The following is a 13893-nucleotide window of genomic DNA, read 5'->3' as shown; positions in this document are numbered from 1 at the left end:
TGTTTGGTTGTTGATGCATGACGGTTATCATGTATAGTGTCAATCGAAATCTTAGGGAGATCGCGGTGAGATATCCGGCAGCAGAAACGGCAGAAAAACACGCTCGGATACTAGACGCGGCAGCTCGAGCCTACAGGCGGCGTGGATTTTCAGGCGTGAGCGTAGGTGAGATCATGAAGGCGACCGGGTTGACGCACGGCCCCTTCTACAACCACTTCAGCTCGAAAGAGGCGCTTATCGCCGAGACGCTTGGGCACATTTCGAACAGCACGGTCGAACTCACGGATGCGTTCGAGAAGAGCGAAAGAGGTAAGGAGAATTTTGTGCGGGCATATCTGTCGGAAGACCATTGCTCGGACCCCGGCAACGGATGCCTGATGGCGACCCTTGGCGCAGAGGTTGCTCGCGAGCCAGCTTTCAAGCCAACCTTCACACGTCATGTCACCGGGATAGTCGCCAGGATGGTCGAACGATTTCCGTGGTCATCCAAGCAAAATGCCAGGAAGGAAGCGTTGCGCACGCTGGCCGCTATGGTTGGCGCCGTCGTGCTTGCCAGAGCCGTTGATGATCAGGAACTCGCGACCGAAATCCTCGACGAAGTTGCTGCGGATCTTCTCAAAGCTTAGCAGAGCACAACAACGGCTAGCGAGAGCACGATTGCTGTAACGTCTTCGACCAAGGCAGCCGGTCGATCCGAGCCAAAGTAGCGTGCCAACCGTGCTCGCAAGGCAGCGCCGCCGAGTGTGCCAATGGCGCTTCCCATAATGCCTACCGCCAGCCCAGCCGCAAGTGAGTCCCCTGCCGCCCCGATGGTCGCGCCGGAAAGCGCTCCCATAAGAATACGCGTGCCGAACTGAACAGGAACTTTTCGACTTGGCGTTGAGGGCAGCTTATCAGCGACAAGCTCAACAACCGCAAGCGCCGTGAATATCCATGGCGTAAACCGATACCCCATAAAAGCGAGTGGTGTCGCGCTCACAGCGATCAATGAAAAATATGCACCCCACGCAACCGCTGACGGCGCAATCAATGCCCTCGAACCAGCAACGATCCCAATCAGAAGGGCAAGGAAGAACATCATATCGCTCTCTCAGCTAATCTAAAATCGCGACTTCTGAGCCCTTTCAACGAAAGGTTTTCGGAAGTCCGGACTACATCAGATAATAAAATTGACATTATTCACTTCAAATTTTGAAGCAAGATAATTATGTGATGTGAGACGGTTTTGGCGGCGCAACTTCGCCCCTTGCTGAAAATTGGAGATTTCCATGACTCATCGTGTTGTCATTATCGAGTCTCTTCGTACCGCGATCGGAAAATTTGAAGGTAGCCTTCAGGCCCTTCCAGCAGCCGATCTTGGCGCGGCCGTCATTAAGGAAACCGTATTCCGATCCGGCGTCAAAAGCGAAGACGTCTCAAGCGTTTACATGGGCAATGTGATTCAAGCTGGCAACAAGATGAATCCAGCTCGCCAAGCTGCGATAGCTGGCGGATTGCCAGTTAGCGCGGCTGCATCGACCGTAAACCGGGTTTGCGGCTCTGGAGCTGAGGCCCTCGTTTCTGCGGCCAAGGATATCCTACTTGGCCACGCGGAGCTGACCGTCGCAGGGGGAATGGAGAACATGGATAGGGCCCCTTACCTACTGTCAAAGGCCAGGGGCGGCTACCGCATGGGCAATGCGGAGATCTTGGACAGCATGCTCACCGACGGGCTTCATGACGCTTTTTCGGGCAAGCATTCCGGCTGGCATACCGAGGACGTTATCAACGAACTCGATATCAGCCGAGCCGATCAGGACAGGTGGGCAGCTCGCTCTCACCAACGGTTTGTCGCGGCGCAACTTGACCGAAAGTTCGCAGCCGAGATCGTACCAATATCCGTTCCGTCAAAGAAGGGTCTCGTGACATTCGAGGTCGACGAGGCTCCTCGCCCGGACACGACTGTCGACATTCTTTCCAGATTGAAGCCCGTGTTCAGGGCCGACGGATCGATTACGGCGGGTAACGCTCCCGGCTTGAATAGCGGAGCCTCGGCTATGGTCATCGCGGATCAGGACTACGCTGAGCGCAAGGGCCTTAGCGCGATTGCTCGTATCGTGTCGTTCGCCGTGGGCGCTGTGGAACCGGAGAGGTTTGCCTTGGGTCCGGTCCCAGCGATCAATCTCGCCCTGCAGCGTGCGGGCTGGAGGTTGGCGGAAGTAGACCGACTGGAGATCAATGAGGCCTATGCCGCCGTTCCCTTGGCCGTTATTAAGTCGCTCGGCATTCCGGAAGAGATAGTGAATGTCGAGGGCGGCGCCGTCGCCCATGGCCACCCAATTGGGGCTACCGGCGCGATCTTGACGACCAGGCTCCTGCATTCGATGCGGCGCGACGGCTTGAAGAAGGGGATCGTCGCCCTTTGCATTGGCGGCGGCCAAGGGATCGCGCTGGCGGTAGAATTGCTCGGATAGCCGAGCAATTCTACCTGTCGCACAGGCTCGGTCTTCAATCGGAAGCGGTCTCAAACAGGAACCATGCGCGTCCTTCGGTCTCCTCGATCCAGTTCTCCAACACGCTCGTCGTGGCGAAGTCGTTTAGACCCGAAGTCAGCTCGTGGACCCGCCTCATGTCCGCGGCAAGCTGCTTGTTGTCTTCACAAAGTTCGGAAATCATCGCTGCGGGGTCGACCAGATCCAGATCGTTGTCCTTAATAGTCTGAAGGCGGGCGATGTGCCCTATCGAACGGATCGTCGTCCCCCCGATCTTCCTGGAACGCTCCGCGAGAGCGTCGGTCATCGCAAAGATTTGCTCCCCCTGCTCGTCCAATAGCCGGTGGTAATCCCTGAAATGGCGGCCACGTACATGCCAGTGGAAATTCTTGGTTTTGATGTAGAGAGCGAAAGCATCGGCGAGCAGTACAGCCAAGGCGGACGATATTTCGGCTACAGCCTTATCGTCGAACGCGCCTGATAGTACGGGGTGAGTGGAACGCGCTGCTGACATGAAATTATCCTTTTCAATCTTCATTAGGGTGTTGTGTCGAAGCACCTGAACAATCTGAAGCATCGAAATTCAATGGCGCTCGAACAGTAACTCGGACATTCGACTCTTAACGTCCGCCGGGGTCGCCTGATCTCACACTTCTGTATGATATGCCGCGCCCCCAATGCCGTTTACGGTCGGCCATCGCCCTACTCTCCCAGCTGGGGCGAAGGTGGAGCACTTTCCCCGTTCCACCTACGGCCGGGTATCACCCCTCGCCTGGCCAGCGGAGCCAACCGCCAAGACCGCTCCCCGCCGGAGCGGACTTTTGGTTTTTCGGACCTGATCACGCAAATGTCACGGGCAAAAACGTCAATTGCCGAATTCGGGTGAAATACAAGTTTCCCTTCCGAACAAAAGTTACTATATGTCTTAAACCTGATGACTGTCAGGCTTGAGATGATCTGCTGGTTAAGTACCGCGTTTCGCAGCCAGCGACGACTTTGGCGTTTTGCTTGAAGGAAACCTGTCTTGGTCAGGCTGTGGAAGTGGCTCCCTGGGGAGCGATCTACCATCGAACAGGAGAACGACGTCGCACTGGCGATCGCGGCAGTTTCCAACGCGTTCGCTGTTTTCTTGATCGATACATTCACCACCATCGAAAGCGCGGTCGCCGTCTTCTATGTGATCATTATGCTCGTGGCGGCTGACTTCCTCTCACGCCTTGGAATTCTTGCGGCGGCTGCCATGTGCGCCACGCTTTGCGTGACTTCGTTCTTCCTGTCCCACGGTATCGACAATGACCTCGCAACGTTTCTGCGACTTGTCGGCTCCCTTTCGGCACTCATCATTACGACCGCGTTGCTCTTCAAGAATGAAACAAGCCGACTAGCCCTTCTCGCATCTCACAACCGGACTAGGAGCAGCGAGTACCGCTACCGATCCATCTTCAAACAGAGCGGCGTTGCCCTGTGGGAGCAGGATCTAACGGCGCTAAACGCCCTGCTGGAAGATCTCCGGTCAAACGGTGTCGTCGACCTGTGCGCCTATAGTCGCGCCAATCCGGACTTCTCAAAAACATGCACCGATGCGATCCGGACGGTCGCGGTCAACGACGCGGCGTTGGAAATATTGGGGAGTATCACGCACGAACAAGCACTCGGCCCTATATCCCGTTTCATTCCCCACGACTGCCCCTCGCTGTTCGGCTTTGTAAACGCCTTTTTCAATGGGCAGCGGCGCTTCGAATCGAAGGGCCGGATTCGAAATTTCCACGGCGAGGAATCTGTGATCCTTATGGCCGTAGAGTTTCCGGAGGACCAATCGGGACTAGATCGTATCGTCATCGGACTTGTCGATATAACCGAAAGAGAAGCCGCGCAGGCTACTATGATGGCGGCCCAGGCCGAGTTGGCTCGTGCCTCCCGTGCTTCTGCGGTTGGGGCCCTGTCGGCATCGTTGGCGCACGAGCTTAATCAGCCTCTTGGTGCTTTGCTCATGAACGCTCAAGCGTGCTTGCGTTGGTTGAACCGCAATCCGCCGGATCTCAACGCGGCAATCCGTGCAGCTGAGCGCACCATGCGAGATGGTGAACGAGCGAGCCAGATTGTCAAAACCACAAAAGCGATGCTTTCACGGACGCCGATCGCCTCTGAAAAAGTTGATCTTCTAGAGCTTGTCGAGGAGACCAGAACGCTCTTGGAGTACGAGATCGAACGGCAGAATGTCTCAGTCGACCTGATGTCCCCCCCAAACCTCCCGCCCGCCAATGCATCGAAAAGCGAACTCCAACAGGTTTTGATCAATCTAATCACAAACGCGATGCAAGCCATGGAAGAGGCAGGTTCACGGGTACGTCGGATTTCCGTTCGGCTATCGACGTCGGAGACCGGTTTCGTTGTGATGTCGGTAAGCGATACCGGCCCCGGCCTTTCGAGTGAAGCAATTGAAAATGTCTTCGAGCCTTACTTCACGACAAAGCCATTCGGGATGGGAATGGGCCTCGCGATTTGCAAGTCAATGGTCGAATCCAGAGGCGGCAAACTTTCGGTCAGAAACAACGATAACAGCGGCGCCACGTTCGAAATCGCACTTCCGGTTGAGAGCAAAGGTCGCCTCACACGTATGTATGATGTCCCCCAAATGGTGGCGCGGATAGGATGAAGCCTTCGAATAAAGTCAAAGGCATAGAAGACGATGAATTCCAGTTGCATCATCGCGATTGTGGACGACGACCAGTCGATTCGCGAAGCCATGGGGGACTTCCTGAGGTCGTACGGGTACGAGAGTCGCTCATTTTCCTCGGCCGAAGACTTCCTGACATATGGCGAGCGACCGTTGATCGATTGCATCTTGCTGGACGTCAAAATGCATGGACTGTCCGGGTTGGAGTTACAGGCGATCTTGCGCAGTGGCAAAAATCCGACGCCTATCATCTTCATGACCTCTCATCAGGAAGACGCCATCAGGAAAGCGGCAATGGAAGCCGGAGCACATGCGTTTCTCGGGAAGCCGGTCGATCTGAGGCTCCTCATCGGCCATCTCGAGAAGTTGCTTGGCACAAGGTGAACGCGCGGCTGAACAGTCATATTCCACATAGCGCTTTCGCGACCTCCCAACAAACGTTCCCCTCATCGTCTCCAAAACCGTCATTCTTCTCTTCAGAGCGGCAAACGCCAAGGACGTAAAGATGCAACATCAAGCGACCTTTCAAGCGGATCTCCGTCCAACAATCTTCGTCATCGATGATGACGATGAGTTTCGCATCGGCATCGTCGACCTGCTCCATTCGTTGAACATGAAAACCCGTGCCTATGGGTCGGCCCGGCAGTTTCTGGACGAGCCAGTCACCGAGGGTCCGGGATGCATCCTGCTGGACCTGCGCATGCCCGGACTAAGCGGCCTTGAACTTCAGGAGCATCTCGAACGGTTGGGTCGAAAGGTCCCTATCATATTCATTACCGGTCACGGGGATGTCCCCGTCGCCGTCCAAGCCCTGAAGGCTGGCGCATCGGACTTTATCGAAAAGCCGTTCCGGGAGAACGTCCTTCTCAATGCCATTTCGATCGCCCTCGCACGAAGCGCCGAGGAAATAAAGAGTGCATCTGAGGCCGACGACGTTCGAGCCCTCGCTGCCACTCTAACTCCCCGCGAACGCGAAGTGATGATGGTGGTGTGCAGGGGACTTATGAATAAGCAGATCGCGTACGAACTTGGAATCAGCGAAGTAACCGTCAAAATTCACCGCGGAAACGTGATGAGGAAGATGCAGGTCAGGTCGGTAGCGGAACTCATCCGACGAACTGATTTGATCGTGCAGAGCGAGCCCGCATAGAGATCTATCGCGGGTTCACGCCTCAATGGCGCAGTGGCTCGAAAAAAGGCGCTCACTTAGAAAATCCACGAAAACGCGGACTTTCGGCGACAAGTGTCGGTTCGACGCCCAAAGCAAATGAAATTGGCCGGGGCCATCGAGAAAATCGGTGAGAAGAGGCTGCAAACGCCCCGCAGCAATCGCCGCTCGGGCAAGGAAATCTGGCATGAAGCCTATCCCAAGCCCACTCTCTGTGGCACCGCGCAGCGCCTCCATGTTGTTGCACGTCAGAACCGTACGCGCCCTCATCTCAAAATCATACTCCGAGACTCGGAGCGGCCAAGGCTGCAGCTTGCCGGTGTTCGGATATCGAAACCGGATCGCAAGATGATGGTCCAGATCCTTGGGCCGCAGCGGAGTGCCGTATTCGGCCAGATAATCGGGAGCGGCACAAAGCAACATCCGAAACGGTCGGAGCGCCCGCGACGTGAGCCGGGAGTCCGGCAAATCGCCGCTTCTAATCGCGACATCTATTCCCTGATCAATGAGATCCACGATGAGATCATTGAAATCGATATCAAGTTCGACGTCTGGAAATCGCTTGATAAATTCCGGGATCACCGGGAGCAGCAAATGATAGCTCACCAACGGCACGCTTACACGAAGCCGCCCGTTTGGTGTGGCAAGAGCGCGAGCAAGCGACGCTCGAGCATCTTCAAAATCATCGAGAATCCGTCTGCACCGATCATGGAAGAGCCGACCTTCTTCCGTCAAACGAAGACTTCGGGTCGATCGTTGAAAGAGCCTTACTCCAAGCTGCCTCTCCAAAGTCGTCACGGCCTTACCTACAGCCGACGGCGTCAAGCCAAGTGCTTTTCCAGCGGCCGCGAAGCTACCGAGATCTGCCGTTCTTACAAATGCGGCTAGTCCGTTGAACTGGTCCACATGATCCACCATTCGAGCGTGTCTTTCGTGAAAGAACGGAAAGACGCGGGTCTAATCCTAAGATTAGAGAGAACCTATCCTGAGAGTCTGGGCAATGTACAGGATTGTCTACGGCTCGAACCTTGACCTCCAAAACCTGCGGAGTCCCTATGGACAAAACTTTTCAAGATAGCCGACGAGGCCTTCCAACACGCCTCATCGTGCTCTTCGCCATTTGCTGCTCGTCTGCCGTGATGCCGCTGACCTTCACTGGTCCAGCTGTGGCAATTCCCGCAATAAGCCGAACACTTGGCGGTGACCCTGTCGCGTTAAACTGGGTCACTAACGCATTCATGCTGACCTTCGGGAGCACGCTCATGGCATTCGGCGCCCTCGCCGATTTCTTTGGCCGGAAGCGGATTTACGTGCTTGGCCTGGTTGCCTTTACAGTATTCTCCGCGGCTTTGGCGTTCGCGCCAAACATCATCGTGCTTGATTGCCTTCGAGCACTGCAGGGTTTAGGGGCCGCAGCGGCATTTTCCGCTGGCATGGCATCCCTTGCCCAGGAATTCGAGGGGACGGCGCAAATGCGTGCGTTCAGCGTGGTCGGCGCGAGCTTTGGGGTCGGTCTGGCTTTCGGCCCGATTGCATCTGGCGCCATGATCGATGCTCTCGGATGGCCCTCGATCTTCGGGCTCGTTGTAGCGTTGGCTCTCCTGGCTCTTTCAATTGGGATACCATTCCTGCGTGAGACCCGGAACCCAGACGCGGCCGGACTGGACTGGATGGGCGCAATAACATTTACGCTCGCACTAACGCTCTTCACCTACGGGGTCCTTCGAGGTCCGGCAATTGGCTGGAGCGATCTGACTGTGGCTGGACCTTTGATTGGTTCCGCGCTGCTGATGATAGGGTTCTACTTTGTCGAGCGTTCAACGAAGCACCCGATGCTTGATCTGACCCTGTTTCGTTATCCGCGCTTTGTCGGCGTTCAATTGCTGGCTGCCGCTCCAGCCTACGCATTCGTCGTGCTACTGGTGCTGCTCCCGGTTCGGTTCGTTGGCATAGAAGGCATGAACGAGATCGCGGCCGGGCAGCTCATGATGGCGCTTTCCGGCCCACTTCTGGTACTACCGATCGCGGCAGGGGTCCTCACACGATGGCTCGCCCCCGCAACCGTCTGCAGCGGCGGCCTGCTCGTTTCCGCCGCAGGTCTTTTCTGGCTGAGCCAGACGCCGGTAGGATCCTCACCGAGTGTTTTGACCATTCCGCTTTTAATGATCGGTGTCGGAATAAGCTTGCCTTGGGGATTGATGGACGGGCTTGCCGTCAGCGTTGTCCCAAAGGAACGAGCCGGGATGGCTACTGGCATCTTCAGCACGACGCGTGTGGCTGGAGAAGGTGTGGCGCTGGCAATTGTCACCGCCGTTCTGTCAGCTCTCACCAAAAGTCATCTTCCCTCCGCTCTCGGCCCCAGCTCTGCCGAGATTGCGCAGCGGCTGGTTACCGGCGACCTTGCAGGCGCACAGACCTTGGTACCGCCGGGAACGTCGATTGGACTGGTGCTGGACTATAGTGATGCATTCAGCTCCCTGCTCTGGATCCTCACGGTCATTACCTTGATCACGGCGACCGTCGTGCTGGTCTCACTCCGCAATGTTACCTCAGATCCGGACAACGCTCTCGGGGAGGAAGACGTAGAGATTTCGAGCATTTAGCAGCTCTTTTGGCGTCGATTATCGATCGCTTTGAGAGTGCTACGACCTTTGTATGATAGCTCAGGTATCGGATGTTTCGTACATGGAGAGGGTAAGCGCCGTCTCCATGAAACTGCCTTAGAGGCTATTGCGATCGCCGTTCAAACAAAGGCATGGCGATACGTCAAATTGGCACCGTCACGGAGCTGACGCTGACGCGATCGAGAGTGCGAAGACACACTCGGTCGCCATCAACCTTAGAATTTGAAGACCCGGGACAACACTCCGCACCATCACTGGTGCGGCAACCCTTTGGCGCGTCAGCGCCTTTCACGCCGGAACCCGCACGTCTCCGGCCGTTGGCCTAAACGTCCCACCCCAGGCGAAGGACCAACGCCAAGTGCCAACTGTTGAGAAGGAATTGAACGATGAAGGCGACCGGACTTTCAAACTGGAAGGGCAACTGGAAACAGGGCTCGGGAACCCTCTCCACCGGGACAGACATGTTCAAGGAAAAGCCCTATTCCTTTTCCAGCCGTTTCGAGGGCACGCCCGGTGGAAGCCCAGAAGAACTCCTGGCAACCGCACAGGCCGGTTGCTTTAATCAGGCCCTCGCCAACAACTTCGGCATGATCGGTTTCGAAGCTGAAAGCATCCAGACGTCGGTCGAGGTCGAGCTTGGGTATGGTGACGACGGCCATCCGGCGATCAAGAGTTCTTTCGTGACGTGCGAAGCAAGGGTCCCAGGCATTTCCCAGGAGCGGTTCGACTACTGCGCCGAGCGTGCCCGTACGACGTGCACCATCGCGGTGATCCTGAAGCTCGACATCGGCATGAAGGCGACGCTCGTCGCGTAAGGCCGCTGCTAGCGAGTTGCAACAAAATTCGAGCCCGTCAGCTGGCGGAAATCCAATCTTTTTCAGTAGGCAGCGCCCCTCACCCAAGCGCGGGCCAAACTTTCGGAGACTTTAATGTTCATCAAAGACTTCAAACCGACCCAGTTTCATCTGACTGAGGTTACGCCACAGTATTGGAAGGTCGCCTTCAACAATCCGCCCGTCAATGTCATTGGTCCTGACATGATGCGCGAGATGAAGCTCCTTCTCACTGAACTCGAAACAAACACGACGGTCAACGTCGTCGTGTTCGAAAGTGCTGACGAAGACTTCTTCCTTGCGCACTATGACCTCGTTGCGGATCCCGCAATCGCCGAAGCTTTGCCGAGCCCCACTGGCTATGCAGCCTGGGTCGATATCCTCGTGCGCATGCAGCATCTCCCGGTCGTCACGATTACTGCAATTCGCGGCATTGCTCGCGGCGCAGGTAGCGAATTCCTTCTTGCGACCGATCTTCGGTTCGCAAGCCTTGAGAAAGCAATTCTCGGTCAGATGGAAGTCGGCTTCACCGCCCTGCCCGGCGGCGGAGCAGCTGGTCGCCTGCCGACGCTCGTTGGTCGTGGCCGCACCTTTGAAATTCTCTACGGCGGCGAAGACTTCAACGCGGAGATTGCTGAGAAGTACGGCTACGTAAACCGCGCGATCCCTGACAAGGATTTTGCGGCATTCGTAGACGCGTACGCCCTTCGCGTATCGAAGTGGGAGCGTCGCGTGCTGCAGGAAATCAAGGAATACGTGAACAAGTATACGCTACTTCCGGACGCGGAATACCCGCTGCATTCGGATGCGTTCTGGGGTGCAGCAACCCGACCGGAGTTTCCGTCGATCACGAAGCAGCTTCTTGACCGTGGCCTTCAGACGCGTGGCGACCTCGAATATAATCTCGGCCGCGAAGTTGGTACGATCTTCCCGAAGAAGGATTGACAACGGAGCCTCCCGCTCATGCGCGGGAGGCTTTTTCGTTCGTTCCGCCGCTCAAGCAGGATAACAGCCATGAACATTCGCCCTTATATTGTCGCCCTTGGTGTGGCGCTATCAAGCGTAAGCGTGGCATCGGCACAGACCCCCAGCGGTCAGACGCAAGACGTCTCCGACGCAGCACTCGTCAAGACCCTTCCCGGCTTCACCGACAACTTTGCGACCGTCAACGGAATAAAGCTGCACTACGTGTCCGGAGGCGAAGGGGATCCAATCATCCTGCTTCCCGGCTGGCCGGAAACATGGTGGTCTTATCACAAGATCATGCCTGAGCTTGCCAAGACGCACCGGGTCATATCCGTCGATTTACGGGGAATGGGCGCTTCCGAGCGACCTGGGGGTGGTTTCGACAAAAAGACGATGGCCTTGGACATTTCTGAACTTGTGAAGCAGCTCGGCCTCAAGTCGGCAAATATTGTCGGCCACGACATCGGGGCAATGGTCGCTTTCAGCTTTGCCGCCAACCATCCGGAGCAGACCTCCAAGCTCGTCATGCTGGATGTAGGCCACCCGTCAGCCGGTTATTTCAAAATTCCCATGCTACCGGCTCCTGGATCATTTAATGAAAAGGCTGACCAAGATAACGTCTACCTTTGGTGGTTCGCTTTCCATCAGGTGAAGGGCCTTCCAGAGAGGCTTATGGAAGGTCGCGAGCATTTGGAGCAGGAATGGTTCTTCCATTATATGGCTGAGGACGAGTCTGCTATCGACGCTACCGACCGCGCCGTATACGCCCAGGCCTATGCGAGTAGTGATGCAATTCGCGCCACCAACGGGTGGTATCAGGCATTCCTCCAAGACATCGCTGATGACGGCACCTATGGCAAGCTGACTATGCCGGTCCTCGGCCTTGGTGGGCCTGGTTTTAAACGGCTGAAGGCGTCGCTTGACGATCGGGCTCCAGGATCGACAACTATTCACGTCGAAGGAAGTGGCCACTTCATCGCCGAAGAGAAGCCGGAAGCCCTCATTGGCTACCTAAAGGATTTCCTCAAGAACTAAGCGGCATCCTGGGGGCTGATCCAAATGAAGCTTCCGGGACGACCAACCAGTCAGGTGGAGCGTGCGTCTCGTGGACTGACCCCGTACATCGCCTTGTAAGCTCTGCTAAAGGCTGCCTCGGAATCGTAGCCTACCCTGTGAGCTATCTCTCCGACCGCAACACTTGACCGCTTTAGCAAATCTGAAGCGGTCGCCAGCCGCCACTTGTGAAGGTAACGAAGCGGAGGTTCTCCAACCGTCATCAAGAAAAGCTGGGCGAACCGAGAACGCGACATGCCAGCGACAGATGCCAGATCGTCCACGGACCATTCTCGCGATGGATTTTGATGAAGCGCGGCTACTGCCCGACTGATCCGCGCGTCTTGTAGCGCTCCAACCCATCCCTGTCTCGGACTCAGCGACTTCGCCCATGTCCGAATTGAACGGATGATCAGAATGTCGATGACCCGGGAGATCATGAGCGCGGCCCCAGGCTCTCGCGCCGCGGTTTCGACGATCAGGAATTGGGCAACATCGCGGATCAGCACGGCCGATTGATCGGCATCTTTGGCGATGTGGATCATGTCCGGGAGCAAGGCTAGAAGGGGCAAGATGTTGTTTTGGTTTGCGAATTGGAACGTGGCGCTGATTGTCCGGGCTCGAGTTTCGCCTTCACCGTGACGGAGAACCGTGTCTCCGGGACCGAATTCTTTGACAACTAGAGGGGGGTGAAGTTGATGCTTCGCGCCAATTTCGCGAAACCGATAATCGACTGGATGCGGGAGGACCAGAACGTCACCCGACGACAGTCGGAGGGGCGCTTGCCCGTCCAGCTCGACAGACAACTCCCCGTCCTGAACGACATGAAGGAAGGCGGAATTCGACTGAATGTGAAGATTGGATCCCTCCCTGAGTTCGGTCGTGAACACGAACTCCCCCGACAGCTGAACAAACCGGAGGATATCGGACAACAGATCATATCCCGGCGTAAAATCGGACGCTGGAGCAAGAACATCGTCGTTGCTGTCATGGGGTTTCAAAGCCACCTAACCTACCTTCTTATGCGAGCGATCTCGGCATTTTACAGAGCGTTTGCGAGCGGCGGAAGTAAAATTCCGTCCGACATAGTGAGTTCGGATCAGCAGTTGTAACTTTGCCAAAACGCCTGCGCACTCAATGATCCAACCGTTGTTTGGCAACTCAAATGGAGCTTAAAAAATGAAAAATCTTCTTCTGTCTGCAGCAACTCTCCTCCTGGCCGGAGCCTCGATAGCCGCTCCCGCTTTGGCGGCCGAGCCACCAAAGGGCGCCGCCCATAATATCGTGCTTGTTCACGGCGCCTTTGTAGACCAGACGAGCTGGAAGCCCGTCGCTGATATCCTGACCAAGAAGGGCTACCACGTCACTCTGGTCGAGAACCCCCTGACTTCGCTTGATGCCGATGTAAAGGCGACGAAGGAAGCGCTCGCCAAGCAGAATGGCAAGACAGTTCTCGTCGGCCATTCTTGGGGCGGCGTTGTCATCACTCAGGCTGGCGACGATCCAAAGGTATCGGCTTTGGTATACGTGTCGGCTTTCGCTCCCGACGTCGGTGAATCTCTGGCGGCTCTTGCCAAAGGTGGCCCGGCAACCGAGGGAACGGCCGCCATCCACCCGGATGACAAGGGTAATCTGTATATCGATCCGAAGGTTTTCCCTTCGGCGGTAGCTGCCGATCTACCGGCTAAGGTCGCCGAGAGCTTGGCGAACTCGCAGCTTCCTCTCAACGTTACAGCCTACACCGCACCCGTCACCGTCGCCGCATGGCACGATAAGCCAAACTTCTATGTGATCAGCACCAAGGACAAGACTGTGGCTCCGGAAGCGCAGAAGATGTTCGCGGGCCGCATCAAGGCAAAAACGACGGAAGTGGCAGGCAGCCATGCATCGCTGGTCGTCCACGCCAAGGAAGTCGCCGCGGTTATCGAAAAGGCCGCGCTGGCGAAGTAGGGACTCCCGCCTCCGGGCGAAGCCCGGAGGCAACCACCCACATAAGCTTCTAATTTTGAAGTTAGTGATTGATTGCGTTCGCATCGTTGTGTATTTCAGTCATCAAGCTACTCGGAGATGTAAATCGCGTCCTGCCGCATTGGCCTTCAAA

General features: G+C 56.2%; 14 protein-coding genes. 10 read left to right on the top strand and 4 right to left on the bottom strand.

Annotated features, from left to right (window positions below):
• Positions 1 to 17: 17 nt before the first annotated feature.
• A complete protein-coding gene (locus FHT28_RS25420) occupies positions 18 to 626 on the top strand; it encodes a TetR/AcrR family transcriptional regulator (protein WP_210255863.1) in 609 nt (202 codons plus the stop codon).
• On the opposite strand, the gene FHT28_RS25415 is transcribed toward FHT28_RS25420, so the two are convergent.
• The gene (locus tag FHT28_RS25415; protein WP_168597661.1) at positions 623 to 1081 is read right to left on the bottom strand and encodes a DUF4126 domain-containing protein; all 459 of its coding nucleotides are present in this window, start codon (positions 1079 to 1081) and stop codon (positions 623 to 625) included. The genes FHT28_RS25420 and FHT28_RS25415 overlap by 4 nt on opposite strands.
• A gap of 187 nt (positions 1082 to 1268) precedes the next feature.
• Here FHT28_RS25415 and FHT28_RS25410 point away from each other — a divergent pair, with 187 nt between their 5' ends.
• Positions 1269 to 2453 (top strand): acetyl-CoA C-acyltransferase, encoded by a 1185-nt coding sequence (locus FHT28_RS25410; protein WP_168597660.1) that lies wholly within the window; start codon positions 1269 to 1271, stop codon positions 2451 to 2453.
• Positions 2454 to 2487: 34 nt separating this feature from the next.
• Here FHT28_RS25410 and FHT28_RS25405 read toward each other — a convergent pair whose 3' ends face one another.
• Entirely contained in the window at positions 2488 to 2985 is a 498-nt protein-coding gene (locus FHT28_RS25405; RefSeq protein WP_210255867.1) for a DNA starvation/stationary phase protection protein, read from the bottom strand.
• A gap of 510 nt (positions 2986 to 3495) precedes the next feature.
• Between FHT28_RS25405 and FHT28_RS25400 the strand changes: the two genes are divergently transcribed.
• The 3 genes from FHT28_RS25400 (at position 3496) to FHT28_RS25390 (ending at position 6298) form a co-directional block, all read left to right on the top strand.
• Positions 3496 to 5127 (top strand): ATP-binding protein, encoded by a 1632-nt coding sequence (locus FHT28_RS25400; RefSeq protein ID WP_168597659.1) that lies wholly within the window; start codon positions 3496 to 3498, stop codon positions 5125 to 5127.
• Between the two features lie 33 nt (positions 5128 to 5160).
• Positions 5161 to 5532, top strand: coding sequence for a response regulator (locus FHT28_RS25395; protein WP_168597658.1), 372 nt, complete (start codon positions 5161 to 5163; stop codon positions 5530 to 5532).
• Between the two features lie 121 nt (positions 5533 to 5653).
• Complete coding sequence (locus FHT28_RS25390) at positions 5654 to 6298, top strand: response regulator transcription factor (RefSeq protein ID WP_113182917.1); 645 nt, start codon at positions 5654 to 5656, stop codon at positions 6296 to 6298.
• Between the two features lie 15 nt (positions 6299 to 6313).
• Here FHT28_RS25390 and FHT28_RS25385 read toward each other — a convergent pair whose 3' ends face one another.
• Positions 6314 to 7222: a LysR family transcriptional regulator gene (locus tag FHT28_RS25385; RefSeq protein WP_168597734.1), complete on the bottom strand. Its 909-nt coding sequence runs from the start codon at positions 7220 to 7222 to the stop codon at positions 6314 to 6316.
• 149 nt (positions 7223 to 7371) lie between these two features.
• Between FHT28_RS25385 and FHT28_RS25380 the strand changes: the two genes are divergently transcribed.
• The 4 genes from FHT28_RS25380 (at position 7372) to FHT28_RS25365 (ending at position 11774) form a co-directional block, all read left to right on the top strand.
• Positions 7372 to 8919, top strand: coding sequence for an MFS transporter (locus FHT28_RS25380; RefSeq protein WP_168597733.1), 1548 nt, complete (start codon positions 7372 to 7374; stop codon positions 8917 to 8919).
• A 407-nt stretch (positions 8920 to 9326) separates the two neighbouring features.
• Positions 9327 to 9755 carry an OsmC family peroxiredoxin gene (locus FHT28_RS25375; RefSeq protein WP_168597657.1) on the top strand — a complete coding sequence of 143 codons (429 nt, stop codon included), beginning with the start codon at positions 9327 to 9329 and terminating at the stop codon, positions 9753 to 9755.
• 114 nt (positions 9756 to 9869) lie between these two features.
• Positions 9870 to 10718 carry an enoyl-CoA hydratase/isomerase family protein gene (locus tag FHT28_RS25370; protein ID WP_168597656.1) on the top strand — a complete coding sequence of 283 codons (849 nt, stop codon included), beginning with the start codon at positions 9870 to 9872 and terminating at the stop codon, positions 10716 to 10718.
• Positions 10719 to 10787: 69 nt separating this feature from the next.
• Complete coding sequence (locus FHT28_RS25365) at positions 10788 to 11774, top strand: alpha/beta hydrolase (RefSeq protein WP_168597655.1); 987 nt, start codon at positions 10788 to 10790, stop codon at positions 11772 to 11774.
• Between the two features lie 50 nt (positions 11775 to 11824).
• Here the strand turns inward: FHT28_RS25365 and FHT28_RS25360 are convergent, their stop codons facing one another.
• Positions 11825 to 12799: an AraC family transcriptional regulator gene (locus FHT28_RS25360; protein WP_168597654.1), complete on the bottom strand. Its 975-nt coding sequence runs from the start codon at positions 12797 to 12799 to the stop codon at positions 11825 to 11827.
• 172 nt (positions 12800 to 12971) lie between these two features.
• Between FHT28_RS25360 and FHT28_RS25355 the strand changes: the two genes are divergently transcribed.
• Positions 12972 to 13742 carry an alpha/beta hydrolase gene (locus FHT28_RS25355; protein ID WP_168597653.1) on the top strand — a complete coding sequence of 257 codons (771 nt, stop codon included), beginning with the start codon at positions 12972 to 12974 and terminating at the stop codon, positions 13740 to 13742.
• Positions 13743 to 13893 lie beyond the last annotated feature (151 nt).

Origin of the sequence: Rhizobium sp. SG570, assembly GCF_012275345.1 — a bacterium.
In the GTDB taxonomy this organism is placed as follows: Bacteria; Pseudomonadota; Alphaproteobacteria; order Rhizobiales; family Rhizobiaceae; genus Rhizobium; species Rhizobium lusitanum.
This window is presented reverse-complemented; position numbering and strand designations above follow the sequence as displayed.